This window comes from Ottowia oryzae, assembly GCF_003008535.1.
In the GTDB taxonomy this organism is placed as follows: domain Bacteria; phylum Pseudomonadota; class Gammaproteobacteria; order Burkholderiales; family Burkholderiaceae_C; genus Ottowia; species Ottowia oryzae.
In genome coordinates, this window is record NZ_CP027666.1 from 2,520,977 (window position 1) to 2,544,759 (window position 23,783).

Here is a 23,783-nt window from a genome sequence, read left to right on the forward strand (position 1 = left end):
ACATGGTGAGGTTCAGCGCCTATCGGGACAACTTGTTGTGGCGTAGAAGAGAGAACTTGACACACTGTTGTAAGGTTGCCTGGATTCACTCAGCGCTTGCAGCGTGCCAATGGCGCTCTTCTTCAATGACGAGTTCTTGCATCGCATCCAATTTAATAGCCTGCGCTGACATGCGGCGAGCCTCGATTTTTTCAGGTGTCATCTCAGACTGAAATTCGGTCTGCGTGCATTCTCCCAGCACGCGCTGGAATTCCAGCTCATTGGTGCGGGCGAAGATCACGCGGCGATGCGCGTCGTCAATCACCATCAGTCGCACTGGATTTAGACGCAGCAAGTGGCGCCAGCGGCGATCCATCGACACGAAATAGGGAATGAAGAAGGAGCCGACTTGGCTGGCTGTGGCGATCTGCTCCATGACGCGGAGCAGTGTCATGTCCCAGGCCATGCCGCGAATCTTCTGCACCATGTCAGGGGACCGACCCATGATGGGGCCGAAGAACGGTGAGCCCTGGTTAGAGGTCATGCCGCTCCAGATCAACCGTATTTCGGTGAGCGGAATTGCCCGTAGCTTATGAATACTGAAACGGATGAGTTCACGCAGGATGCGATTTCTGTTCGGTTTGCGCTCCTCATGCCAAAGTCGCGCGAACCTCAGTAGCAGCGCCTGCGTTCCAGCGCTCTTGGCTTCTTGATGGCTGATCTCTGCGCTGGCTTGGAGTTCAGCCAGGAAGGCTTTGGCATCAGGGCGGAGTTGTGCCTTCAGGTCCTCGGATGAAGCACTGAAGACGAAGCGGCCAGGGTCGTTCTGGAAGGTATCCCAATCCAGGTGGTCGAGCATACGGAAGGCGATCAACGTATTCAGAGGGCGTTCGTTGGAAGGCTCCTTGCGAGCCAGCCGCGTGTTCTCGATGAGAAATGGCATCACGTCGAATTGCACGTGCCGGTTTCGAGCCTTGAGCATGAGAATTTCGAGAACCCTATCTCGATCCGCCTGCTGAATGTTCTCGCCGGCGATTGCTGCGCGTAGCTTCTCAGCGAAATTTGAGTCGAAGCTCAGAGAGAAGTCGATCAGCACGTTCGATCTGCCACCCGTCAGGCGGGCCTGGACGCTTGCTCCTGCTGACATGAAAAACGCGCGAGGCCCCTCAAAAAATGAGGTCATATAGTCGCTGGAGGACACACTGAGTCCGAGATCCAGGTCGACTGCCCCCGAAGCGTCAGTACAAATGATAGTACGAATGGATGCGCATTCTGCGGCGCGGTGTGTTTGAATGGCGTCGAGTGCGGCCTTATCACCGTTGAGAAGGGCGGACAACAGGGCGTCAGTAATCGGGGCATCGAGCATGAACTTCTCTTAGGGTGAATCTGTGAGATCGAGTTGATTGAAATGAGCGCGAAGCTGTGAGTGCCAGTCCGCGCTGCCTGTCGGCTGACGCCTCCGGAACGGACTCCGGCCTGCCGCTTCGCTTGCCTAAATGCTGGAGGCCTGAGGTAGCGGGTAGGCGGCTTGCTGCTCTCCTCATCGTGCCACGGCGTTCTCGTCGTCAAGGACTGCGCGCCACTGGCGCTTGCGTCCTGGCGGCCGTCGTGGACCCCTGACTGCTTGCGCTGCGCCGTGCCCCGGAGGGGCTGGGTAATTCCGCTCGGCATCCTTGCAGGAGTTCATCATGAACTGCGCATTCATCAACCGCCTAGCAGCCAGCCCGAATTGTCGTGCCGCTGTCACGACAATTCGGACCCTTGCCGTATATATCTGAACGGATATAATTATGGAGCAGAAACGAAAGCTGCTGTACTGGGAGGGCTCCTCGAAAAAGGACTTCAAGAAGTTCCCCATCGACGTACAGAAGGATATGGGCGTAGCGCTGTTCGTCGTCCAGTTGGGCCGTACGCCGGATTCGGCCAAGCCCTGGAAGGGGCTGGGCTCTGGCGTGTACGAACTGGTGGAAGACCACCGGGGCGATACCTTCCGGGCGGTTTATACCGTGAAGGTGGGCGACGCGGTGCATGTGCTGCATGCGTTTCAGAAGAAATCCAAGTCCGGCATCGCCACTCCGCAGCCGGGCGTGGAGTTAATCGAGAAGTGGCTGAAAGCAGTGCTGGCCCGTCACGGGGCGAGCGGGAGAAAGTGATGATTCGCAATGAGCATCCCCAAGGCACCGACAACGTGCTGATGGATCTGGGCTTTGACGATGCCGAGGAACTGACGGCCAAGGCCGCGCTCGCGCTCAAGCTCAATACCCTGATCGACCAGCGCGGCCTGAGCCAGACCGAGGCGGCGGCAATCACGGGCATGACCCAACCCAAGGTGTCGCAGGTGCGCCGCTACAAGCTCCAGAACATTTCGCTGGAGCGGCTGATGCAGGCGCTGGTGTCGCTGGATCAACAGGTCAAGATCGTGGTGCAGCCCGCGCGGCGCGCGCATGGGCCGGGCATCCTGGTGGCCGTTTGACCACTATGAACACCCCAGCCATCGCCGCCTGCGCGCCGATCCTGTCGCAGAACATGCGCCCTCGCTCGGCCTGCGCCGAAACCAAGCCATTGAACCGCCCCGACTTTCGAGGAGGCCGCTTGGTTTAAGTTGACACCTCTGCCGAGGTGTCGCTGACGGCTAGTTGCCTCCAGTAGTTTGCCTCAGCTTCTGCCGGAGGGATGCCCCCAATCGGCGTGAGCAATCGGACATGGTTGAACCAGTGCACCCATTGCAAGGTGGCCAGTTCCACGGATTCCCTGGTCTTCCAAGGTCCCCGGCGGTGAATCAACTCGGCCTTGTACAGACCGTTGATGGTCTCGGCCAGCGCGTTGTCATAGCTGTCTCCCCTGCTGCCCACTGAGGGCTGTATGCCCGCCTGGTCCAACCGTTCGGTGTAGCGGATGCTGACGTATTGACTGCCCCTGTCGGAATGGTGCGTCAAGGCATGGGCTGCTGGCTGGCGGTCATACAGCGCCTGCTCCAGCGCATCCAGCACGAAGTCCGTTTGCATGCTGCGGCTGACTCGCCAGCCCACGATGCGCCGGGCATACACGTCCACAACAAAGGCCACATACAGCCAGCCCTGCCAGGTGGAGACATAGGTGAAGTCCGACACCCATAGCTCGTTGGGACGGCTGGCCTTGAAGTGCCGGTTGACGTGGTCCAGCGGGCACGGGGCCGAGGTATCCGGCGTGGTGGTGCGCACCGCCCTGCCACGGCGTGCCCCTTGCAAGCCCATGGCACGCATCAGACGCTCGACCGTGCAGCGCGCCACCACGATGCCCTCGCGGTTCATCTGCAGCCAGACCTTGTCGGCCCCGTAGACCTGCCAGTTGGCGTGCCACACGCGCTGGATGTCGGCCTTCAAGCCCTCGTCACGCTGGGCGCGTTGACTGCGCAGTTGCGGGTTGCGTTGTCGGGCTGCGTGGCGCCAGTAACACGACGGGGCCATCTGCAGCACCCGGCAGATGGGCTCGACCCCGTAGTCATCACGGTGGCGGTCGATGTAGGCCTTCACGACTTCAATCGGCGGTCGAGCTCCGCCTGCGCGAAAAACGCGCTGGCCGTCTTCAGGATGTCGTTGGCCCGGCGCAATTCCTTGACCTCACGCTCCAGCTCCTTGATGCGCAGGGCGTCTGCAGTGGTGGTGCCGGGGCGCTGGCCGCTGTCGACATCGGCCTTCTTGACCCAGTCGTTCAAGGTCTGCGGCGCGCAGCCAATCTTGGGAGCAATCGATTCAATGGCTGCCCACAGCGACGGGTAGTCGGCTCGGTGCTCCTGCACCATGCGCACGGCGCGCTCGCGCACTTCCGGGGAGAACTTCGGTGACTTGTTCATGGCTCCATCTTCTCAAGTGTTGGAGCCTCCTCAAAATACGGGGCGGTTCAGTTCTCGATGGTGATGACCTCAGTGACCAAGCTGAGTGCCCCCAGAATGGCTGCCGCCGGTAGTCCCATGTAGGGCGCGTCAATCAAGCTGGTCGAGCGATCCCGCGCAATGTGCACGTGCCCGGCCAACAGAACGGGATGCTCTTCCCGGAATAGCCCCAGCTCCTGCCAAACCTGGGCCGCAGCCCTTGGGCTGTCCTCAATGCTGCCACTCAGCAGAATGTCGAGTTGAGGTGTGAGTGCTTCAATCCGCTTACTGTCAAGAAACAGTCGCGCACTGAATTCACGCACCGGGGCAGCAATCGCCTCTTGGCTGCGCGCAGCACAGGCCCGGATGATTTTGGCTGCATCGATCCAGGTATCCGAATCTTGAGGGTCCAGTTTCCGCACTTTGGCCATGCTGCTCCAGCGCGCAATTACTTCCAGGATCACTGGGAACTCTGCTTTCAGCTGCTCCAGTTGCCCAATGGTCTGGGCCAACTGGTCCGCATAGGTGCTATGCCCCAGGAATCGAGCCAGTGCCTGTACGTCCACTAGATCAATGCGCTCAATCAATCCATCCTTCGGATTCAGCTTGTCACGCTGCAAAGTGACGGCGCCTACGTCTTGAGCGGCCAGAAACGCCTCGTCGCATTCCTGCTTTTGCTGCCAGCTCCTGAGGTCGCTATAGGGTTTCAAGTGCCTGGCTGTCAGTGCAGGCGAGCGCGCACGCGCACCCGCAGCGTGCTTGTTGCCTGCATGCAGCAGCTTGGTCAGCAAGTCATTTGCGATGGTACTTGCGCTCATGGTGCTGGGGCCGCAGCAGATTGCGCGATGGGCTCCTGGCGGACGGCCAACAGCTCAGCTTCCAGAAGCTCTGGGTGGTACTCCCACATATCCTCCCGAAACTGTTCCCTCATGGCTTCGGCCGTGAGTCGCCGTTGAGTCGGGTGGATGAGGATGGCGCGGCTAGCACAGCGTAGCAGTCGTTTAGTTGTATTCCGGATATTTGACGTATATCTGTTTTTCAGCTATCTTGCGTTTATCTGAATCCCGAGTAGCTGCTATGCCGCCGTCATCACATCCACTGGTTACTCCTGGTCAATTGGGGGCGATGCTGCAAGCAGCACGCAAGACGCAGGGGCTGACTCAGTCGGCGCTGGCTGCTCGCATCGGCTTGAGCCAGTCGCGGGTCTCCCATTTGGAACTCAATGCCCACGAACTGAGCGTGGAGCAACTTCTGGCATGGTGCGCCGCACTGGGCCTGGAGTTGGCCGTCGGGATCCGGGACAGCGCTGCGGTGTCCATGACGCCGACCACGGATTGGTGATATGGGACGTCGATCGCACAGCCGCAGCCTGTCCGTCTGGACCAACGGTGTCCGCGTGGGGCGGTGGACCACTCCTGCCCGCGGCGAGATGGAGTTGCAGTACGACGTGGATTGGCTTGCTTCCGATATGGGTCGGCCGCTGTCTTTGTCGCTGCCGTTCAATCTGCAGAACTTGCCGGTCAAGGGCGAGAAGGTTGCCAACTACTTTGACAACCTGCTTCCAGACAGTGACGCAATCCGACGCCGTGTCGCCGGGCGCTTCCGGACGGGTTCTACTGAGCCGTTTGACTTGCTGAAGGCTATCGGGCGCGATTGCGTGGGCGCCGTCCAGATACTGGATGAGGACGAGGTGCCCACCGACTTCGATCGCATCGAGGGCGTACCCCTGTCCGAGGAGGATATCGAGCGGCACCTGATCGAAACCGTTTCGCCGCAGGCCTTCGCTGCGGGCCGAGACCCGGATGCAGACTTTCGCATCTCGCTGGCCGGCGCTCAAGAGAAGACGGCCTTCCTGTGGTGGGGCGGGCAATGGCTTGCTCCGCGTGGCGCCACGCCGACGAGCCACATCTTCAAGCTCCCGCTTGGCCTGATGGGGGGGCGGCAGGCGGACTTCAGCACGTCCGTCGACAATGAATGGCTGTGCCTGCGGCTGCTGAAAGCCTACGGATTGCCCGTGGCTGACGCCCGCATCGCGACCTTCGGCCGGCAGCGCGTGCTGGTGGTAGAGCGTTTCGACCGACGCGTCGCGCCCAATGGGCAGTGGCTCATGCGTCTGCCGCAGGAGGATTTTTGCCAGATCGAGGGCTGCTCACCATGGCGCAAATACGAGAGCGAAGGCGGTCCAGGGCTCAAGGCGTTGTTCGGCACGCTGCGGCAATCGGTGAACGCCGAGGCCGACATGAAGACGTTGATGGCGACCCAGGTGCTGTTTTGGATGCTGCGAGCGCCTGATGGCCATGCCAAGAACTTTAGCATCCAGCTTTTGCCACGCGGGCGTTTCCAATTGACCCCGCTATATGACGTGATGTCGGTCTATCCCGTGTTGGGTAACGGTCCCAACCAGTGGTCGCCGTATGAAATCAAGTTGGCGATGGCCTTGCTGGGCAAGAACCGGCACTACGAGATACAAGGTATCCAGCGCAGGCACTTCAACAGCACGGCGCAGAAGGTCGGCTATGCCCCGACCGCCGAGCCGATCATCGAAGAAATCCTTGCTCGGACTCCAGCGGCCATTGCCGAAGTGCAAGCCGAGTTACCGCAAGATTTCTCACCGCGTGTCGCTGATGCCGTCATGGGTGGGCTCGAGCAGGCAGCAAGGGCACTTGGTGGGATGGTGCCGTAAGCGAGAGAAAATTCTATCGTTCCAAGGCTGGATTAAGCGCGCTAAGATGTATCGCGATTGACAATAGGGCCGAAAGTGTCGATGCGCTGCCAATCGTGCCATCTCCCGCGCCAGCAAAAGGTGTCCAATGCAGACGGTAAAAGCGACGGAAAGGCCACATTTCGATCACTGAAAATCCCTTTAGCCACACGGACTTGCGAGTCTCATTGATGACCGAGTGGGAGTGAGTTGACGGCATTCGTGGCGATCAACTGTCATTTGGCTTCAACGTCGCGCATTTACCATCTGTTTAGCGGGGCGCTTCTCGCTGCCTTCATGCCTGTCCGGTCCCGAAGGGTGCGCGCGACCTGATACGCCCGTTGTCAAGCCAAGCCATTGCGCTTGGGCTCATCAATTAAGGATCAAATACATGGCCAAGACCACCATCGCCGACCTGATCGCCGGCACGTTGAACGAAGTCGGCGTACAGCGCATCTGGGGGGTGACCGGCGACAGCCTGAATGGCTTTGGCGACAGCCTGCGCCGCCTGGGCAGCATTGCCTGGATGCCGGTGCGGCACGAGGAGGTGGCCGCGTTTGCCGCGGGCGCCGAGGCGGCCGCCACGGGGCAGCTGGCCGTCTGCGCGGGCAGTTGCGGCCCTGGTAATCTGCATCTGATCAACGGGCTTTTTGATTGCCACCGCAACCATGTGCCGGTGCTGGCGATTGCGGCACATATTCCATCGTCCGAGATCGGGCTGGGCTACTTCCAAGAGACGCACCCGCAAGAGCTGTTTCGCGAATGCAGCCATTACGTGGAGCTGGTGAGCAACGCCGAACAGCTGCCGCGCGTGCTGGAAACGGCTATCCGCACCGCCATCGGCAAACGCGGCGTTGCGGTGATCGTGTTGCCCGGCGACGTCGCGCTGCAGCCAGCGCCCGCCCATGCCGAAATCCGCTGGGCGCCCACATCGCCGCCCAGCGTGGTGCCTGCGGCGGCGGATATCGACCGCGTCGTCGAGCTGCTGGATGCCTCCAAGGCGGTGACGCTGCTGTGCGGCAGTGGCTGCGCGGGCGCCCATGATGAGGTGGTGGCTTTGGCCGATGCCCTGGGCGCGCCGGTGGTGCATGCGCTGCGCGGCAAGGAGCATGTCGAGTGGGACAACCCCTATGACGTCGGCATGACGGGGCTGATCGGCTTCTCGTCGGGTTACCACGCAATGCGCAACGCCGACGCGCTGGTGATGCTGGGCACCGACTTTCCGTACCGCAATTTCTATCCCACCGAAGCCAAGGTGGTGCAAATCGACATCCGCCCCGAAGCGATAGGCAAGCGCACGCCGGTCGATGTGGGCCTGGTGGGCGATGTGAAGTCGACCATTGGCGCATTGCTGCCACGGCTTCAGCGGCGCACCGATCGCAGCTTCATCGAGCGCGCCCAGGCCCATTACGCGAACGCCCGCACCGAACTGGATGAGCTGGCCCACCCCCGCGCGGGCGACCGGCTCATCCATGCGCAGCACCTCACCCGGCTGGTGAGCGAGCTGGCCGACGCCGATGCCGTCTTCACGGCCGACGTGGGCACGCCCACCGTGTGGGCAGCGCGCTACCTTCGCATGAATGGCAAGCGGCGCCTGATCGGCTCTTTCAACCACGGCTCGATGGCCAATGCCATGCCGCAGGCCCTTGGCGCGCAGGCGGCTTGCCCAGGGCGCCAGGTCATTTCGCTGTCGGGCGACGGTGGTTTCACGATGCTGATGGGGGACATCCTGTCGCTCAAGCAGCTGAAACTGCCCGTCAAGATCATCCTGTTCAACAACGGCTCGCTCGGCTTCGTGGCGATGGAGATGAAGGCGGCCGGCTACCTGGACACCGGCACAGACCTCGACAACCCGAACTTCGCCGCCATGGCCGAGGCGATCGGCATCAAGGGCGTGCGTGTCGAAGATCCGGCCGATCTGGAAGAGGGCATTCGCGCCGTGCTGACGCATGACGGCCCCGCGCTGCTGGATGTGGTGACGGCCAAGCAAGAGCTGGTTCTGCCGCCCAAGATTCAGCTGGAGCAGGCCAAGGGCTTCAGCCTTTTCCTGCTGAAGGCCATCATCAGCGGGCGTGGCGACGAAGTGGTCGAGCTCGCCAAAACTAACCTGCTGCGCTGAAAGCCAGCCCCGGCGGCGCAAGGCGCGGCGAGGCGCGGCGCGGTGTGCTGGGCCTCAGCCCCGCAACTCATTCGGCGTCGTCCGCAGGAGTATTTGCCGCAGCCGCCGGGCGGTCGTGCGCCGCCACCGTCCGCTGCGCCACGGCCAGCCGTTTGCGCAGGGCGATGTCCGCCAGATCGAGTTCGGCGACGACATTGCGCAGCGACTCGTCGTTGATCCGGTGAGCGTGACGCTCGGCGTAGAGCGTGTTGCGCTCGATATGCAGCGCCTTGAGCCGCAACTGCAGCTCCACCACGTAGCGCTGCTGGCGCTGGCGCACGACCTCCGGCGCCTCGGCGTGCGCTTCTGGCGTGGCCGGGGTGCTTGGGTCTTCTAGCAAATCAATGCGCCGGCGGTATTCCTGCGTCAGCCGGCCAGCCGATTCCTGGTACTGGGCGAGCCATTGCGGATCGGCCGCCGCCGCCTGCTCTTTGTCCAGCGCCATGCCGGCGATGGCGGCCTGGCAGGCGGCCAGGCGGGCGTGGCGCTCCTCGCGGGCTGAGGCCGGCTCGCCGGGCGGTGGCAGCCGGCGCAAGACCAGCGGCAGCCCCACGCTGCCAATGACCAAGGTCAGCAAGATCGTGCCGGTGGCCAGGAAAACCAGCAGGTCGCGGCTGGGGAAGGGGTGGTGGTTGTTCAGCAGCAGCGGCACCGAAAGCGCTCCCGCCAGCGTGACAGCGCCGCGGATGCCCGCCAGCGTGGTGGCCAGCGTCAACAGGTACGAGGGCTTTTCCGCCATCTTGCCCTCGCGGTGGGCGCGCCACAGGCTGCCCTGGACACCCAGCGTCAGCCAGATCCAGCGCAACGCCAGCAAGGCCAGCGAAATGGCCAGTGCGTACCCCGCCAACACCCACCAGTGGCGGCCCGCCTCCTGCAGCGTCTCGCCGATGATGGACGGCAACTGCAGCCCCAGCATCAGGAAAATCGCGCCGTTGAAGGCCGATTCCACCATGGCCCAGGTGCCTTCGGTCTGCAAGCGCTCAGACACGAAGTCGCTTCGGCTGAGATCGGCAAAGTTGGTGGTGATGCCTGCGGCGACGGCTGCCAGAATGCCCGACACGCCGATCCGCTCGCCCAGGATGTAGGCGGCAAACGGCAGCAGCACCAGCAGCAGCACCATCTGCGTGGCCGCCACATCGCCCAGGCTACGTGTCACCTTGTCACGCGCCACGGCAAAACCCCAGCCGATGAGTGCCCCCGCGCCCAGGCCGCCCAGCGCCATCCACATGAAATCCTTGGCCACATCGGTCCAGGAGAACACGCCCGTGAGCGTGGCCGCCACGGCGAACTTTAGCGCCACCAGGCCCGATGCGTCGTTGAGCAGCGATTCGCCCTCCAGCACGTGCATGGTTTGCGCCGGCATGCCCAGGTTGCGCGTGATCGCCGACACGGCCACCGCATCGGTGGGCGACACCACGGCAGCCAGCGCGAAGGCCACGGTCAACGGAATCTCGGGAATCATCCAATGGATGAGGTAGCCCAGCCCGATCACCGTGAAAAGCACCAGGCCCAGCGCCAGCTTCAGGATGGGCTTGTACAGCGCGAAGAACTCCCGCTTGGGGATGCGCCAGCCGTCGGCAAACAGCAGCGGCGGAATGAAAAGCAGCAGGAAAAGATCCGGGTTGAAGGCGATGTGCAGGCCCTTTTGCGGCCAGGACAGCAGCGCGCCCATCGCGATCTGGATCAGCGGCAGCGGAATGGCGCGCACGTAGCGGGCGGCGATGCCCGTCAGCGCCCCCAGCATCAGGACCAAGAGAACAGTTTCAACAGTGTGCATGGGTGTAAATCTGCGGTGGCGCTCTGTGGGCCGGGCTTCAAAACCACAACGTGCGACTGCGCCGCGAAGTCGGCTGAAGTTTGAAGGTCGCGCTGCTCGCCAGCGCCATCAACGCAAGCTGGTCAGAATGGCCAGTCAACCCCATGGCGCCGCGCTGCGGCCGTCTCATACCCGTGCCCTCTAAGAGGTCACCAGCGTGGATTTTGCGCTACCTGGGCAAGCCCGTCGTGGCGCGGGCGCTATCGCGCAGATGGGTGGTCGGGCAATCGGTCTGGCTGGCGCCGTACCGCGTCGAATCTGCCGCTGGCGCGCGCCGCTCTTGCGGCAGGCGCTACAGTATTCGCAACAAACTGTTGGATCTGCCTACGGTGCTTGAACGCTTTGCACCCCTGAAACCCATGAACACCATCGAAACCGAACGCCTTGTGCTCAGGCGCTTTGCGCCGCAAGACGCTGCGGGTCTTTTCGCCTACCTGCAAGCGCCCATCGCCAGCTGCTTCCTGTCGCTGACGCTGGCCGATCTGAACGATGCGGCCCGTATGGTGGCCGAGCGCGGCGCGGACGACAAAAGCATCGCCGTGTGCCTGCGCTCGACCGGCCAGCTCATCGGCGACCTGTTTGCCGAGCCCGAGGGTGACACCTTCTCGGTCGGCTGGAACTTCAACCCGCAGTTCGCGGGCCGCGGCTACGCGCACGAGGCCGCGTCGGCGCTTTTTGCCGATCTTTTCACCCGCCGCGCGGCACGCCGCCTGTATGCGTACGTAGAGGACACGAACACCTCGTCGCAAAAGCTGTGCGAGCGGCTGGGCATGCGCCAGGAAGGCGCCTTCAAGGAATTCGTGTCGTTCAAGAACGACGAGGCGGGCGCACCCATCTACGAAAACACCTTGCAGTACGCCTTGCTGCACCACGAATGGCAGCGCCAGCAGGCGAGCTGAATCAGACCGGCCACGTCGCTGAGGCGCGCCAGCACCCCGCGCGGCTGCGCCACAATGGCTGCCATGACCGATACCCCCTTCACCTCGCCAGTGCCGCCCGCTGCACGCGTTGCCTTGATCATCGGCGCGGGCGACGCCACCGGTGGCGCCATTGCCAAACGTTTCGCACGCGAGGGCTACATGGCCTGCGTCACGCGGCGCTCGGCCGACAAGCTGCAGCCGCTGGTCGACGAAATCACCACCGCCGGCGGGCAAGCGCGCGGCTTTGCCAGCGACGCCCGCAAGGAAGAAGACGTGGTGGCGCTGATCGAGCAGATCGAGCGCGAAGTGGGCCCCATCGAGGTGCTGGTGTTCAACATCGGCGCCAACGTGCCTTGCAGCATCCTGGAAGAGACGGCGCGCAAGTACTTCAAGATCTGGGAAATGGCCTGCTTCAGCGGATTCCTGAACGCGCGCGAAGTGGCCAAACGCCAGGTGCAGCGCGGGCGCGGCACGATTTTGTTCACTGGCGCCACGGCCGGTACGCGCGGGGCGGCGGGGTTTGCCGCCTTCGCCGGGGCCAAGCACGCGCTGCGCGCGCTGGCGCAAAGCATGGCGCGCGAGCTGGGGCCGCGCGGCATCCATGTGGGCCACGTGGTGGTGGATGGCGCCATCGACACCGAATTCATCCGCACGCAGTTCCCCGAGCGCTATGCGCTCAAGGACCAGGACGGCATCCTCAACCCCGATCACATCGCCGAGAACTACTGGTATTTGCACCAGCAGCCGCGCGACGCCTGGACTTTCGAGCTGGACTTGCGCCCCTATATGGAGACTTGGTAGGCGCCCCCGGCCCACGCGGTCGCCCCACAACCAACATCCAGCCAGTACCGCCTTTTGCTATTTAAGCCATAGCTGCTTGCGCAGGTGGCGCGGGGGCTGGAACCCCATTTGATCTGTAACCCGATTCAACCTGAATCGCGCCCAATCCCCACTTCATCAACCAGGAACGCAGACCATGAGCCACATCCCCCCCGTCGACAGCGACCGCCAGGTGGAATTCTTCTTTGACGTGGGCAGCCCCGCGTCGTACCTGGCCTGGACGCAGCTGGAATCCATCCAGCGCGACACCGGCGCCAGCGTCGTCTACCAGCCCATGCTGCTGGGCGGCGTGTTTCAGGCCACGGGTAATGCGTCGCCTGCCGCCGTGCCCGCCAAGGGCGACTACACCTTCCGCGATCTGGAGCGTTACGCGCGCCGCTACAACGTGCCGCTGCAGCGCAACCCGCATTTCCCGATCAACACGCTGCCGCTGATGCGCGCCATCACCGGCATGCAGATGCATCACCCCGACCGCTTTCTGCCCTTCACGCACACCGTGTTCGAGGCGCTTTGGGTGCATGCGCTGAACTTCAATGACCCGGCCATCGCCGGCGCCACGCTGGCCAAGGCCGGGTATTCGCCCGAGCTGATCCAGGGCCTGATCGAAGACCCGCAGGTCAAGGCCCGGCTGAAATCGGTCACCGATGTGGCGGTGGAGCGCGGCGTGTTCGGCGCGCCCACCATCTTCGTCGGCGGCGAGATCTTCTGGGGGCAAGACCGGCTGGATTGGGTGCGCGACGCGCTCACCTCGTCCTGATCGGGCCGCTGCCCAGCGCGGCAGCGATGGGCGGTCAAATCGCCGTCTGGCGCAGGCGCCACCAGCGCTGGCAGCTATCACATAAATAGCAAACGGCGTGCGCTGCACGCGGGCGAGGGCGCTTGCGCCAAAATCGCCCCAGCCACGCCACCTGACCGGCGCCGCGCAGCCACCATGTATCTGCCCCCGTACTTCGCCAGCCGCCAACCCGCCCACGCGGCGCGGCTGATGCGCGAACACCCCTTCGCCAGCCTGATCACCACCGAAGACGACGGCTTGCCTTTCGTCACCCACTTGCCGCTGCACGTGCAAGAGCAGGGCGCCGACACGGGCGACTTCGTCCTGCTGGGTCATGTGGCGCGGCCCAACCCGCAGTGGCGGCACCTACAGGCGCGCCCGCGCGCGGTGGTCACCTTCCTGGGGCCGCACGCGTATATGTCGCCCAGCGTGTACCCCGACCTGGCGCGCGTGCCCACCTGGAGCTACTTGGCCGTGCACGCCACCGTCAGCGCCCGCCTGCTGGACGCGGACGACGCCGCGGGCAAAGACGCGCTGCTCAAAAGCCTGATCGGCGACCACGAGCCGGCCTACGCCGCGCAGTGGCGCGCCATGGACCCAGCGCTGGCGGGCAAGCTGCTGCAAGGCATTGCCGCGTTTGAGCTGACGGTGACCGACTGGCAGTGCAAGCTCAAGTTGAACCAGCACCGCAAAGAAGCGCACGCGGCCATGCACGCGCAGTACGCCGCAGGCACGCCCGATGAACAGGCGCTGGCCGCCTGGATGCAACGCCTGCAGATGGCCCCGGCCAACGACGTAGCTACCGCCACACCCCAAGGAGAAATCTGATGCGAGGCCTGAGTCTGTTGGCACTGGTGATCGTGCTGCTCATCGTCGGCCTGCTGGCCAGCCGGCAAACCGCGGTCATTCACGCGCCCACCAACGTCATCGGCGTGCCCGCTTCGGCCCCGCAAGGCAACGGGCGTGAGCAAAGCCAGCAAATCCAGCAGCAGTACAAGAAAGCGCTGGAAGACGCGGTGAACCAGCCGCGCCCTGAGTTGGACGACGCCAAGTGAGCGCGCAAGCGCAGTCGGCAGGGTGACAAGCCTAATCGGCCTTCAGCGCCCGTGCCACCAGCGGCAGCAGCTATGAATTCCGAAGCAAAATGCCCCGTAATCGACCCCAGCCAGGGCGTCGCTGTCGACGACGCGCACTTCATGCGCCTGGCGATCGAGCAGGCCCGCTTGGCCGCTGCGGCGGGCGAAGTGCCGGTGGGCGCCGTGCTGGTGCGGGGCGGCCAGGTGATCGCCACCGGCCGCAACGCGCCCATCGCTGGGCACGACCCCACGGCCCACGCCGAAATCGCCGCTCTGCGCGCCGGTGCGGCCGCGCTGGGCAACTACCGGCTGGACGGCTGCACGCTGTACGTCACGCTGGAGCCGTGCACCATGTGCGCGGGCGCCATGCTGCACGCGCGACTGGCCCGCGTGGTCTACGGCGCGGCCGATGCCAAGACCGGCGCCGCCGGGTCGGTGGCGAACCCGTTTGCCGACCCGCGCCTGAACCACCAGACGCAAGTGCAAGGCGGCGTGCTGGCGGGCGAATGCGCGGCGCTGCTGCGCAGCTTTTTCCAGCCGCGCCGCGTCAACACCGCGCCGCTGCGCGAAGACGCGCTGCGCACGCCCGAATCGCGCTTTGCCAAGCTGCCGGATTACCCATGGGCGCCAAATTACAGCAGCGACCTGCCTGCGCTGGGCGGCCTGCGGATGCACTACCTTGATGAGGGCGCCGCGCGCATTGACGAAGGGCAGGGCGCGGGGGCAGGTGAAGCGCGCCCAGCCCAGCGCACCTGGCTGTGCCTGCACGGCAACCCGAGCTGGAGCTACCTGTACCGTCACCAGATCCCGGTTTGGCTGGCGGCCGGCGACCGCGTGATCGCGCCCGACTTGATCGGCTTTGGCCGAAGCGACAAGCCTAAGAAAGAGGGCGCGCACAGCTTCACGTGGCACCGCCAGGTGCTGCTGGAGCTGGTCGAGCGGCTGGATTTGCGCCGCGTGATCCTGGTGGTGCACGGCTGGGGCGGCGCGCTGGGGCTGACGCTGCCCCTGGCCGCGCCCCACCGCTACGCTGGCCTGCTGGCCATGAATACGCTGCTGCCCACGGGCGACGCGCCGCTGCCGCCCGCCTTTCTGGACTGGCGCAAGGTGGGCCGCCAAAAGCCCGCCTACGACATCGCGCGGCTGATGGCGCGCAGCCACCCGCCGCTCACGCTGGCCGAATGCGCGGCGTATGCGGCGCCGTTTCCAGACGCAGGCCACCGCGCCGCCACCCGCGCCTTTCCGGGCATGGTGGCCGAGTCGGCAGAGGCTGACGGCGCGCCCATCGCCCGCCAGGCGCGTGATTTTTGGCGTAACGATTGGGCAGGCCGCAGCCTCATGGCCATCGGCGCGCAAGACCCGGTGCTGGGCGAGCCTGTGATGCGCGCACTGCACGCCGACCTGCGCGGCTGCCCGCCGCCCTGGGTTTTGCCCGACATTGGCCACTTCGTGCCCCAAGCCGGGGCCGTGCTGGCGCAGCGCGCGCTGGCGCATTTTGCCGACGTTTGATGGCCTTCCCGGTCCGCCAGAGGCGGCAGCGCCTGAGGTGGCTGCTGGCACCATCAGGCTAGAATATCTACAAATTTGATAGCTGCTGGCGCAGGTGCATCAAGCGCTGGCGGGCAATTTGGCACACAGAACTCAGAAAGCGACCATGGCACACATCTACGTGTATTCCCCTTCCGGCGCGGTGCGCGACCGCGCTGCCTTCCGCCGCGGCGTGAAGCGCCTGCAAGCAATGGGGCATGAGGTGGAGATCGACGCAGACGCGCTGGCCAGCTTCGAGCGCTTTGCCGGCGACGACGCCACCCGCCTGGCCGCCATCGGCCGCGCGGCCGCCAGCGGGGCGGACGTGGCGCTGACCACACGCGGCGGCTACGGCATCAGCCGCCTGCTGCCCAAGCTGCCCTACAAGGCGCTGCAGCGCGCCGTGGGCAAGGGCACGCGCTTTGTCGGCATCAGCGATTTCACGGCCTTGCAACTGGCACTGTTGGCCAAGACGGGCACGCCCACCTGGGCCGGACCGGCACTGTGCGAAGGCTTTGGCGCCGCCGATTCTGGCGACCGCGCCGACGGCCATGGCGGCCCATCCTCAGGCCAGCCGGACGACATCATGCTGGCCTGCTTTGACGACATGGTCAGCGGCATCGGCGAGGGCACCGGCTGGCGCCTGCCCAAGGCCGACCGAGACCTGCTGGCCAAGCGCCGCGACGGCCACCTGGCGCACGGCGCCACGCTGTGGGGCGGCAACCTGGCAATGGTCACCTCACTGCTGGGCACGCCCTGGTGGCCCGAGGTAGAAGGCGGCGTGCTTTTCCTCGAAGACGTGGGCGAGCACCCCTACCGCATCGAGCGCATGCTGCTGCAGCTGCTGCAAGCCGGTGTGCTGGCGCAGCAAAAAGCCATCGTCTTTGGCCAGTTCACCGAATACAAGCTGGGCCCGCACGACAAGGGTTTCAGCCTGGCCAAGGTCATCGAGCGGCTGCGCAGCGAATTGAAGAAAGTGCCCGTGCTGACCGGCCTGCCTTTCGGCCATGTGCCTACCAAAGTGCTGCTGCCCGTGGGGCGCAAGGTGGATCTGCTGGTGGAAGAGGGCGACGCGATGCTGCTGTGGGGTCACGCGCACTGAGGTGCGCCAAGCCGGCGCGCGTCGGGCAGCCGGTGCCTATGGGGGCGAGGGCGCTGGATTGGTCGGCGCCGCGGTGGCGCCCCGTAATTCAGGAGCGCAGGGTGGTGGGTCGCGACATCAAACCTTTGGGCAGCATTCCGTCGAAAAGTACCGAAAGGCTCTCGGTTCGCGCGCGGGCAGAGCGCTCGCCGGACTCGCTGGCCAGCGCCGCCATCAGGTCTGCACGGGCATACCAAAGCGCCTGCGCGTCACCGCCGAAGCGAATGCGGCGCGCCACTTGCGGGTGGCGCTTGGCGCCTTCTTCGCCCAGCATGTCCAGCATGGCCACGCGGATGTCTTCCAGCCGGTGCGCCACACGTTCCGGATCGGGCTTGTGGCCCGACCATCGCGCGACCAGCCCAGATAAAACATTGGTTGCAGTCCTACGCATAACGGGTAACCAGAAGACAGGAAAGATGAATTTGGTTACGAACCATCATAGATCATTTCGGTTTACTGCATAGAGTCATTCGTGGCATAAGTGCCACATACCGCCTCACGCGTCGGTATTCAAATGCAGTAACCGGTAAATAATTGCGATTAGGCAAAGAACAAGGAGGAGGGGGGATCCCGTTGAGGTCAATGCGCAGCAGCCCACAAGGCGGTTGTATCCTCGCAGCGCGTGTTCTACCGAGGTAGCTATGAATTTGGCCCAAACCATGGTGTTTGTGGATCTCGCGGGCAGCACATCTACCTTCGAGGCCCTTGACAATGCGCAGGTCGCGGATGTCGTTACCAAGGTGACTCAATGGATTCACAGGGTTGTTGAAGCGCATGACGGCCGGACCGTCAAGTTTCTCGGCGACGGCGTTCTTGCCCAGTTCAAGGACGGGGGCAAAGCCATCCAAGCGGCGGTTTTTCTCCAGCAGAACCACACCGAACGCCTGCGCAAGTGGCCCGAGCCTCTGCGCATGGGTCTCAAGATAGGTATTGCCACGGGCGCGGTCATCGAAATGGCCGGTGACGCGTATGGCGATGCGGTCAATTTGGCGTCACGCCTGTCGGACATGGCGGGCGAGCACGGCATCTGGACATCCGAGTCCGTCATCTCCACCCTCAATGCGCGCACCTCGTCGGGGCCACTCGGCCCGCAGGATGCCCATGTCTCTGGACTGGACGGCATTCGCTACCGCGCGTTGGGCGTTGTTCCGGTGCGTGGTTTGGCACAGCCCCAGTCGGTTTTTCAGATCGAGTGGTCTGAGGACGTCACCACCGACTTGATGACGGTTCAAGCCTTGCTGCAGTCGGAAGGCAGCAACGCCCAGGCGGAGGATCAGCCCCAAACCGAGATCGCGCTCGCGTGGCTTGGCTTTAGCAAGACCTTTGTCTTGGGTAGCGGGCCTCTGACCATCGGCCGCATTCCCGACTGTGACTTTGTCGTAGGCGACCAGCGCGTTTCGCGCGTTCATGCGCGCATCGAGCAAGTCAGCAATTCGGTGGTCGTGACCGACCTCAGCAGCTTTGGTACCTGGGTGCGCTTTTCTGACAATCCGGCCACTGACATTGCGTTGCGACGCAATGAGTGTTTGTTGTACGGTGCGGGCGAGATCTCGCTGGGCTCCGGCTTTGACGATTTCAGCGCGCCGGTTGCCGCATTCCGGGTCGTCTCGCTGGCGAAGGGCGCTTCGTCGCCAGCGGCCACGGCGCGGCACGCTGCCTAACTTCAGGGCTCGACCTCTTAGCGCATCCATCTTACTATTAACATAATACACATCGTATAAAGTCATTGTTGCGGGTCTCTTGAGCCTCTCTTGGGCCTCTTCAGGCACCTCTGACTAGACATCATCGGCAACCAACAGCTCCAGAGATTGCAACACTCAAGCTGCCGCCGTAGCGCCCCGCGATGGCGCCGCCATTTTTGCCAGAACGAAGACAACCAAAGCCGAGGCAGACGCAGCGCCCAGCAACCCAAACGCGGTACCGTAACCGAAGCGATGCGCAACCCATCCGCCCAAGGCTGGGCTTAACGATGCGCCGATGCCCTGGATGGTCATCACCGCGCCCAGCCCCGCATTCACGTGCCCACTGCCGCGCATGGAACGTTCGACCAGACCAGGCAACGCCACGCCGAGCAAGCCGGCGCCCACGCCATCCAGCACCTGCACCGGAATGACCGCCCACGGCGACGGCCACAGCGCAGCGACGGCTCCGCGTAGCGGCAGTGCCGCGAGCGCTACCGTCACCAGCCAACCGTAGCCGTGCCGCTCGGCATAGCGCCCGGCCAACAAGGCGACGGGAATCATCACCAGTTGCGCCACGACGATGGTGGCCGCGGTGAAGGCGCTCGGGTCTGCCCGGCTCCGCGCCACCACGGCCTGGCCCAGCAGAGGCAGCATCGCGGCGTTGCCCAGGTGGAACAGCATCATGGTGATGGCCAGCATGCGCAAATCGCGCGAACCGGTGAGCACGCGCCATATTGATCGGGGTTGGGCGGGCTCATCGGTCTGATCAGTTGCCTCAGTCGGCCCCATACCGCGTGCCATGTCGTGGTCAATGTCCTGATCACGGATTCGCCACACGCAGAACAGTGCGCCGACGCCCATCAGCATCATCAAGACGAATACCGCCGGCAATCCCCAGCGGTAGCCTGCAGCGCCTGCCAAGGCGGCCGCCGTCAGGTTTCCGGCGTGGTTCCACGCCTCGTTGCGTCCCAGCTGCCGCGCCAGGCCCTGAGGACCGACCAAACCCAGCGACAGCCCCATGATCGCCGGGCCGAAAAGCGCCCCCACGACCGCCGCCAGCACCTGCGTCGCGGTGGTCACGATCGGCGAAGGAAACGCCCACAGCGCCAGGGTGCTGACCATCAGCAGCACTGTCGCGCCAGCCAGCTGTGCGCGCTTGTAGCGCGACCCGTCGACCCACACGCCCAGCGGCATCGTGGCCAGCATGCCGGCGATCCCGGCCGCGCTCATGACGTAGCCGATGCCATCGGCCTGCCAGCCGTGCGCCATGAGGAAAACGCCGAGAAAGGGCCCTAGCCCGTCTCGCACATCGGAAGCGAAGAAGTTCAGGCCGCAAAGCCACCGCTGCGACCCGGAAAGCGTCTGCTTACCCATCGAGGCGCCTCGTTAATGCAGCGGGCCCTTGAACACGAAGAACGCGCCCAAGCCGATGAATCCGAACCCGACCAGATGGTTCAGGGTGAGCCGCTCGCCAAGGTAAAACACCGAAAAGAAGGCGAATACGGTGAGCGTGATGACTTCCTGCATGGTCTTGAGCTCAGCTGCGTTGTAGACCTCGTGGCCGAAGCGGTTCGCTGGCACGGCAAAGCAGTACTCGGCCAACGCGATCATCCAGCTCACCAGAATGACCATCCACAACGGCTTGTTCTCGAACTTGAGATGCCCATACCAAGCGAAGGTCATGAACACGTTGGAGATCGAAAGTAGAACGATGGGCAGCAGTTTGGGAGACATGGTGTTGGAAGGTCGTTGGTCGAGTGAAGCGCCGCCGCCCTTGGCTCAAGGCGACGGCGGTGCAGCTTAGCGGGCGCCGTCGTACAAGGGCTGCAATGCAGAAAGGCTGGTGCCCAGGCTCACGGCTTCCAGCGACGTGCCGTCGGCGTTGCGCGTACCCAGTCCAGACGCTGCAAACGGTGCACCCGGTTGCACCGATTGGCGCAGGCTCTCCGGCGGGAAGCGGACGATGCTGCCGTCGGTCAGGATCACGCCATTGGCCTCGCCGCGCGGGCCGGTCAGCACCGTGTCGACCTTGCCTTGTACCTGCTGTTGCTGAAGCTTTTGTGCACGCAGGTGCGGAGGCAGCGGACGGCCCTCCCCCAGCGGCGGGGGCTGGTCGTACACGGTTTGGCCGTTGGCAGCGTTGACAATCGCGTCGGCGCGGACGGTGCCACGTGCCTCTGGGCGCCCAATAACGCGCACGGTATCGCCCGTCTTGACGGCGTTCGCCAGCGCGTCGCCCATATGCGGAGCGAACTTCACCACCGTGCCATCGGCCAAGCGGAGCCCATCCACCTCGCCATAGGGGTTGATCAGCATGCGCTGCACGGTGCCCTGGGCTACCGCTTGGCCGGCCAATGCTGGCGCGGCAGGTGGTGGTGGCGTTGGGAGCAGCTCGCCGCGGGCCGGGCCAGGAGGCGCGGCGTGGGCGACGGATCCGACCAATGCGGCGGCGAGGGCCATGGCGGACAGGACGTTTCTGGACATGGTGAATCTCCTTGAGAGGTCATTGAATGCCCTCAGTAAGGTGCAAACCCCATGCCACCTAAAACATCAATTAAATCAAGAACTTAAGTTCTTAGCAAAACGAGAAGTGTCCGACTGCGGACGCCCACGCGTCACAAAAGCGGACACCTATGCGCCGCAGCGCCGAATCACGCGCTGCGCCACGGCTCAACCAAGCCCGTATTCAGCCAGTTTGCGGTACAGCTGCTGCCGCGACAGCCCTAGCCTGCGCGCGGCTTCCGCCCGGTTGTCACCAGCGTGTGCCAGTGCACGGCGAATCATCTCTCGCTCAACTTGGCCAACCGCATCTGCCAGGCTGCCGTCCCAAGCGATCTCCACGCCCGTCGACGCCGTAGGTGCCTGCAGTCCGATGTGCTCCGGCTCGATGAAATTGCCGTGAGAAAGGATGGCTGCACGGTCCATCGCGTTGCGCAATTCCCGCACGTTGCCGGGCCATCGATGGGCCACAAGCGTTTGCGCCGCCGCCGCGCTCAGGCGCTTGGGCTTCGGGCCACCCATGCGGCGCAGGAAGTGCTCGGCCAGCAGCAGCACGTCGCCCAAGCGTTCACGCAACGGTGGCAAGACCAGGGGCACCACCTGCAGCCGATACCACAGGTCTTCGCGAAAGCGCCCTTGCGCAACGGCCTCAGGCAGGTCCCGGTGGGTGGCGGCGACGATGCGCACATTCACCGGCACCACCCGCGTGCCGCCCACGGGCGTGATCTCGCGTTCTTGCAGCACGCGCAGAATCTTGGCCTGCGTGGCCAAGGGCATGTCACCGATCTCATCGAGGAAAAGCGTGCCGCCATCGGCCTCGCAAAAGCGCCCTGCCCGATCCGACGTGGCGCCAGTGAAAGCGCCTTTCACGTGGCCGAACAACTCGCTTTCCATCAACTCGGCAGGAATGGCAGCGCAATTGACCGCCACGAAAGGCCGCGATGCGCGCGGGCTGGCGCGGTGCAAGGCACGGGCGACCAGCTCTTTGCCCGTGCCGGTCTCGCCCAGCACCAGCACGGTGGCGTCGCTGGCAGCGGCCATACCGATGCGCTTGAACACCTCCCGCATCGCCTCGCTGCTGCTGACCAGCTCGGTATCGTCTTGCGACGCCGCTGCTTCACCCAAGCTGGTCGGCGCGGCCGAAGCCTGTGCGCTGTCCAGTGCGCGCTGCAAGGCCTGAACCAATGTGGCGCGGCCCACCGGTTTGGTCAGGTGATCGAAAGCGCCCAGCCGCATGGCTTCGATGGTGTTACCGCCGCTGGCGTACGCCGTCAGCATGATGCAGGGCGCGCGCTGGAGATACCTGCGGCCTTGCGCAGGAAGGCCAGGCCATCCTCGCCGGGCATGCGAAGATCGACGATGGCAACGTCCACCGGCTCGGTGCGCAGTCGATGCAAGCCCGCGTCCGTGCTGGCGGCCTGGAGCACTGTGTGCCCCAAATCTTGAAGCGTTTCGCCCAGGCTGCCCCGAAAGGCGGCGTCGTCGTCAACGATCAGGATGTGGGCCATGGCAACTCCATCTCCATGCGAGTGCCCCGCGCGCTTTCCGCCAGCGCAATCTGGCCGCCGTGCGCCTGCACTATCTCGCGCACCAGCGCAAGGCCCAGACCCGAGCCACCCGTGCGCCCGGTGGCAAACGCCTCAAACAAGGTGCTGCGCAGATCGCCTGGCACACCGCTGCCGTCATCAGCCACCCACAAAAGCAGCTTGCCGCTGGGCGATCGCGCCGCGCCAAGCTCAATGGCGCCGCCACCGGGCGTATGCGCCAGCGCGTTCAATACCAGGTTGTCCAGCACGCGCGCCATCTGCACCGGGTCGAACCACGCCAGGGGCCGTGCGCTGGCCTCCAGTGAGGGGGCCAACGCAAGCCGCAACTGAACGTCGGCAGCTGCCGCGGCAGGGGCATGTGTCTTGATTTGTTCTTCCAGAAACGCCTGCAGATTCAGGCGCTGGCGTTCGATGGCGAATGGCTGGGTAAGCGAAAGCAGGCTGGACACCAACCCCTCCAGCCGGCCCGTTTGTGCCAGCACCGATTCCAATGCGCTGACCACGCGGGCCTCACGCACTTCAGCCGGCGCCACCATGGCGTTCTCGACCTTCATGCGCATGGTGCCCAGCGGGTTGCGGATCTCGTGCGCGAGGCCGGCCGACACGCGCCCCAGTGTTGCCAGTCTTTCCGACTGCGCCAATTGTTGTTGCAGCGCTTCGGACTTGCGGCGCCAGCGCGCCAGCAGGCGGCCCAACCATGCGCCCGACACCACCACGGTGCACAGCAGCAGGCTCACCGCCAGAATCAGAGGGTTGATGACGTCCGCGCCGATCAGGGGCACGCGCACCAGCGTCCATGCCGCCAAACCGCGCTGCGGCGCGCTGACCGGGCATGCAGAAAACACCACCGCCTCGCGCAACCCTGGGCGCACGTCGGTTACCAGGCTGGCGCTGTCCAGTGCACGTTGGGCGGTCGAGCCGATGCGCTCCAGCTCGGCGCTGGGCGGGTCGCGCTTGATGCCTGTGCCGTCGTACGTGGGAAAAGCGTAGGCCACGACACCGGCGCCGCTGCGCCAAAAGCCACCCTCGGTACCAGCCTGGTCACGCAGCGCCAGATCCAAAATGGCCTGGGCGGTAGAAGCAAAGCTATCGGGCGCGGCTTGCGCCACGCGCTCGCCACCCGCACGCAAGGCTTCGCAGCTGACGGCCGCCTGGTGCGTCGCTCGGGTGATCTGGGGGCCTGCACCTTGCCGAATCAATACCAGCAGCAGCGCAGCCAGCACCAGAGATACGGCCGCGATGGCCAGCCAAAGCACCAGCAGATCGCGCCGG

General features: G+C 64.4%; 22 protein-coding genes, 1 pseudogene and 1 other annotated feature. Of the genes and pseudogenes, 13 read left to right on the forward strand and 10 right to left on the reverse strand.

Annotation, left to right across the window (positions count from 1 at the left end; genetic code table 11):
- Nucleotides 1-85: 85 nt before the first annotated feature.
- A complete protein-coding gene (locus C6570_RS11510) occupies nt 86-1,345 on the reverse strand; it encodes a hypothetical protein (RefSeq protein ID WP_106703335.1) in 1,260 nt (419 codons plus the stop codon).
- Between the two features lie 424 nt (nt 1,346-1,769).
- Here C6570_RS11510 and C6570_RS11515 point away from each other — a divergent pair, with 424 nt between their 5' ends.
- Both C6570_RS11515 and C6570_RS11520 read left to right on the forward strand, forming a co-directional pair.
- Nucleotides 1,770-2,132, forward strand: a complete 363-nt coding sequence (locus C6570_RS11515; protein ID WP_106703336.1) for a type II toxin-antitoxin system RelE/ParE family toxin — start codon at nt 1,770-1,772, stop codon at nt 2,130-2,132.
- Nucleotides 2,132-2,452, forward strand: a complete 321-nt coding sequence (locus C6570_RS11520; RefSeq protein WP_106703337.1) for a helix-turn-helix domain-containing protein — start codon at nt 2,132-2,134, stop codon at nt 2,450-2,452. The genes C6570_RS11515 and C6570_RS11520 overlap by 1 nt, the downstream gene beginning before the upstream one ends.
- A 124-nt stretch (nt 2,453-2,576) precedes the next feature.
- On the opposite strand, the gene C6570_RS11525 is transcribed toward C6570_RS11520, so the two are convergent.
- Both C6570_RS11525 and C6570_RS11530 read right to left on the reverse strand, forming a co-directional pair.
- Nucleotides 2,577-3,811, reverse strand: a protein-coding gene (locus C6570_RS11525) for an IS3 family transposase (RefSeq protein WP_106701051.1) whose coding sequence is annotated in 2 segments (ribosomal slippage) — nt 2,577-3,523 and nt 3,523-3,811 — 1,236 coding nt in all. Because the reading frame shifts where the segments join, the coding sequence is not laid out codon by codon here.
- Nucleotides 3,417-3,533: a sequence feature (AL1L pseudoknot), on the reverse strand. It overlaps the preceding gene by 117 nt.
- 47 nt (nt 3,812-3,858) lie before the next feature.
- Entirely contained in the window at nt 3,859-4,647 is a 789-nt protein-coding gene (locus C6570_RS11530; protein ID WP_106703338.1) for a hypothetical protein, read from the reverse strand.
- 259 nt (nt 4,648-4,906) lie between these two features.
- On the opposite strand from C6570_RS11530, the gene C6570_RS11535 reads away from it, so the two are divergent.
- The 3 genes from C6570_RS11535 (at nt 4,907) to poxB (ending at nt 8,649) form a co-directional block, all read left to right on the forward strand.
- Nucleotides 4,907-5,170 carry a helix-turn-helix domain-containing protein gene (locus C6570_RS11535; protein ID WP_164675533.1) on the forward strand — a complete coding sequence of 88 codons (264 nt, stop codon included), beginning with the start codon at nt 4,907-4,909 and terminating at the stop codon, nt 5,168-5,170.
- Nucleotide 5,171: 1 nt separating this feature from the next.
- The gene (locus C6570_RS11540; RefSeq protein WP_106703340.1) at nt 5,172-6,512 is read left to right on the forward strand and encodes a type II toxin-antitoxin system HipA family toxin; all 1,341 of its coding nucleotides are present in this window, start codon (nt 5,172-5,174) and stop codon (nt 6,510-6,512) included.
- Nucleotides 6,513-6,921: 409 nt separating this feature from the next.
- Nucleotides 6,922-8,649 carry a ubiquinone-dependent pyruvate dehydrogenase gene (gene poxB, locus C6570_RS11545; RefSeq protein WP_106703341.1) on the forward strand — a complete coding sequence of 576 codons (1,728 nt, stop codon included), beginning with the start codon at nt 6,922-6,924 and terminating at the stop codon, nt 8,647-8,649.
- Between the two features lie 67 nt (nt 8,650-8,716).
- Here poxB and C6570_RS11550 read toward each other — a convergent pair whose 3' ends face one another.
- Nucleotides 8,717-10,465, reverse strand: a complete 1,749-nt coding sequence (locus tag C6570_RS11550; RefSeq protein ID WP_106703342.1) for a Na+/H+ antiporter — start codon at nt 10,463-10,465, stop codon at nt 8,717-8,719.
- Between the two features lie 398 nt (nt 10,466-10,863).
- Between C6570_RS11550 and C6570_RS11555 the strand changes: the two genes are divergently transcribed.
- The 7 genes from C6570_RS11555 to C6570_RS11585 all read left to right on the forward strand — a co-directional run bounded on the left by C6570_RS11555 (nt 10,864) and on the right by C6570_RS11585 (nt 16,744).
- Complete coding sequence (locus tag C6570_RS11555) at nt 10,864-11,403, forward strand: GNAT family N-acetyltransferase (protein ID WP_106704661.1); 540 nt, start codon at nt 10,864-10,866, stop codon at nt 11,401-11,403.
- 63 nt (nt 11,404-11,466) lie between these two features.
- Entirely contained in the window at nt 11,467-12,225 is a 759-nt protein-coding gene (locus C6570_RS11560; RefSeq protein WP_106703343.1) for an SDR family oxidoreductase, read from the forward strand.
- A gap of 175 nt (nt 12,226-12,400) precedes the next feature.
- A complete protein-coding gene (locus tag C6570_RS11565) occupies nt 12,401-13,021 on the forward strand; it encodes a 2-hydroxychromene-2-carboxylate isomerase (protein ID WP_106703344.1) in 621 nt (206 codons plus the stop codon).
- A gap of 174 nt (nt 13,022-13,195) precedes the next feature.
- Nucleotides 13,196-13,867 (forward strand): FMN-binding negative transcriptional regulator, encoded by a 672-nt coding sequence (locus C6570_RS11570; RefSeq protein ID WP_106703345.1) that lies wholly within the window; start codon nt 13,196-13,198, stop codon nt 13,865-13,867.
- Nucleotides 13,867-14,094 carry a hypothetical protein gene (locus tag C6570_RS11575; protein WP_106703346.1) on the forward strand — a complete coding sequence of 76 codons (228 nt, stop codon included), beginning with the start codon at nt 13,867-13,869 and terminating at the stop codon, nt 14,092-14,094. The genes C6570_RS11570 and C6570_RS11575 overlap by 1 nt, the downstream gene beginning before the upstream one ends.
- Before the next feature lie 72 nt (nt 14,095-14,166).
- On the forward strand, nt 14,167-15,624 hold the full coding sequence (tadA, locus tag C6570_RS11580) for a tRNA adenosine(34) deaminase TadA (protein WP_106703347.1): 1,458 nt from the start codon (nt 14,167-14,169) through the stop codon (nt 15,622-15,624).
- A gap of 145 nt (nt 15,625-15,769) precedes the next feature.
- On the forward strand, nt 15,770-16,744 hold the full coding sequence (locus C6570_RS11585) for an LD-carboxypeptidase (protein WP_106703348.1): 975 nt from the start codon (nt 15,770-15,772) through the stop codon (nt 16,742-16,744).
- A gap of 88 nt (nt 16,745-16,832) precedes the next feature.
- On the opposite strand, the gene C6570_RS11590 is transcribed toward C6570_RS11585, so the two are convergent.
- The gene (locus C6570_RS11590; RefSeq protein WP_123812253.1) at nt 16,833-17,066 is read right to left on the reverse strand and encodes a hypothetical protein; all 234 of its coding nucleotides are present in this window, start codon (nt 17,064-17,066) and stop codon (nt 16,833-16,835) included.
- 358 nt (nt 17,067-17,424) lie between these two features.
- On the opposite strand from C6570_RS11590, the gene C6570_RS11595 reads away from it, so the two are divergent.
- Complete coding sequence (locus C6570_RS11595; RefSeq protein ID WP_106703350.1) at nt 17,425-18,444, forward strand: FHA domain-containing protein; 1,020 nt, start codon at nt 17,425-17,427, stop codon at nt 18,442-18,444.
- Nucleotides 18,445-18,600: 156 nt separating this feature from the next.
- Here C6570_RS11595 and C6570_RS11600 read toward each other — a convergent pair whose 3' ends face one another.
- The 5 genes and pseudogenes from C6570_RS11600 to C6570_RS11620 form a co-directional block, all read right to left on the reverse strand.
- Nucleotides 18,601-19,839 carry an MFS transporter gene (locus C6570_RS11600; RefSeq protein WP_106703351.1) on the reverse strand — a complete coding sequence of 413 codons (1,239 nt, stop codon included), beginning with the start codon at nt 19,837-19,839 and terminating at the stop codon, nt 18,601-18,603.
- Nucleotides 19,840-19,851: 12 nt separating this feature from the next.
- Nucleotides 19,852-20,199 (reverse strand): DMT family protein, encoded by a 348-nt coding sequence (locus C6570_RS11605; RefSeq protein WP_106703352.1) that lies wholly within the window; start codon nt 20,197-20,199, stop codon nt 19,852-19,854.
- Nucleotides 20,200-20,265: 66 nt separating this feature from the next.
- Nucleotides 20,266-20,949 carry a hypothetical protein gene (locus tag C6570_RS11610; protein ID WP_106703353.1) on the reverse strand — a complete coding sequence of 228 codons (684 nt, stop codon included), beginning with the start codon at nt 20,947-20,949 and terminating at the stop codon, nt 20,266-20,268.
- A 186-nt stretch (nt 20,950-21,135) separates the two neighbouring features.
- Nucleotides 21,136-22,472: pseudogene (locus C6570_RS11615) on the reverse strand (sigma-54-dependent transcriptional regulator).
- On the reverse strand, nt 22,457-23,770 hold the full coding sequence (locus C6570_RS11620; protein WP_106703354.1) for a sensor histidine kinase: 1,314 nt from the start codon (nt 23,768-23,770) through the stop codon (nt 22,457-22,459). The pseudogene C6570_RS11615 and the gene C6570_RS11620 overlap by 16 nt, the downstream one beginning before the upstream one ends.
- Nucleotides 23,771-23,783: the final 13 nt, after the last annotated feature.

What these genes read in the sequence shown, in the direction of transcription:
- C6570_RS11510 (WP_106703335.1), bottom strand. Translation starts at nt 1,345, where the DNA reads ATGCTCGATGCCCCGATTACTGACGCCCTGTTGTCCGCCCTTCTCAAC.
- C6570_RS11515 (WP_106703336.1), top strand. Translation starts at nt 1,770, where the DNA reads ATGGAGCAGAAACGAAAGCTGCTGTACTGGGAGGGCTCCTCGAAAAAG.
- C6570_RS11520 (WP_106703337.1), top strand. Translation starts at nt 2,132, where the DNA reads ATGATTCGCAATGAGCATCCCCAAGGCACCGACAACGTGCTGATGGAT.
- C6570_RS11530 (WP_106703338.1), bottom strand. Translation starts at nt 4,647, where the DNA reads ATGAGCGCAAGTACCATCGCAAATGACTTGCTGACCAAGCTGCTGCAT.
- C6570_RS11535 (WP_164675533.1), top strand. Translation starts at nt 4,907, where the DNA reads ATGCCGCCGTCATCACATCCACTGGTTACTCCTGGTCAATTGGGGGCG.
- C6570_RS11540 (WP_106703340.1), top strand. Translation starts at nt 5,172, where the DNA reads ATGGGACGTCGATCGCACAGCCGCAGCCTGTCCGTCTGGACCAACGGT.
- poxB (WP_106703341.1), top strand. Translation starts at nt 6,922, where the DNA reads ATGGCCAAGACCACCATCGCCGACCTGATCGCCGGCACGTTGAACGAA.
- C6570_RS11550 (WP_106703342.1), bottom strand. Translation starts at nt 10,465, where the DNA reads ATGCACACTGTTGAAACTGTTCTCTTGGTCCTGATGCTGGGGGCGCTG.
- C6570_RS11555 (WP_106704661.1), top strand. Translation starts at nt 10,864, where the DNA reads ATGAACACCATCGAAACCGAACGCCTTGTGCTCAGGCGCTTTGCGCCG.
- C6570_RS11560 (WP_106703343.1), top strand. Translation starts at nt 11,467, where the DNA reads ATGACCGATACCCCCTTCACCTCGCCAGTGCCGCCCGCTGCACGCGTT.
- C6570_RS11565 (WP_106703344.1), top strand. Translation starts at nt 12,401, where the DNA reads ATGAGCCACATCCCCCCCGTCGACAGCGACCGCCAGGTGGAATTCTTC.
- C6570_RS11570 (WP_106703345.1), top strand. Translation starts at nt 13,196, where the DNA reads ATGTATCTGCCCCCGTACTTCGCCAGCCGCCAACCCGCCCACGCGGCG.
- C6570_RS11575 (WP_106703346.1), top strand. Translation starts at nt 13,867, where the DNA reads ATGCGAGGCCTGAGTCTGTTGGCACTGGTGATCGTGCTGCTCATCGTC.
- tadA (WP_106703347.1), top strand. Translation starts at nt 14,167, where the DNA reads ATGAATTCCGAAGCAAAATGCCCCGTAATCGACCCCAGCCAGGGCGTC.
- C6570_RS11585 (WP_106703348.1), top strand. Translation starts at nt 15,770, where the DNA reads ATGGCACACATCTACGTGTATTCCCCTTCCGGCGCGGTGCGCGACCGC.
- C6570_RS11590 (WP_123812253.1), bottom strand. Translation starts at nt 17,066, where the DNA reads ATGCTGGACATGCTGGGCGAAGAAGGCGCCAAGCGCCACCCGCAAGTG.
- C6570_RS11595 (WP_106703350.1), top strand. Translation starts at nt 17,425, where the DNA reads ATGAATTTGGCCCAAACCATGGTGTTTGTGGATCTCGCGGGCAGCACA.
- C6570_RS11600 (WP_106703351.1), bottom strand. Translation starts at nt 19,839, where the DNA reads ATGGGTAAGCAGACGCTTTCCGGGTCGCAGCGGTGGCTTTGCGGCCTG.
- C6570_RS11605 (WP_106703352.1), bottom strand. Translation starts at nt 20,199, where the DNA reads ATGTCTCCCAAACTGCTGCCCATCGTTCTACTTTCGATCTCCAACGTG.
- C6570_RS11610 (WP_106703353.1), bottom strand. Translation starts at nt 20,949, where the DNA reads ATGTCCAGAAACGTCCTGTCCGCCATGGCCCTCGCCGCCGCATTGGTC.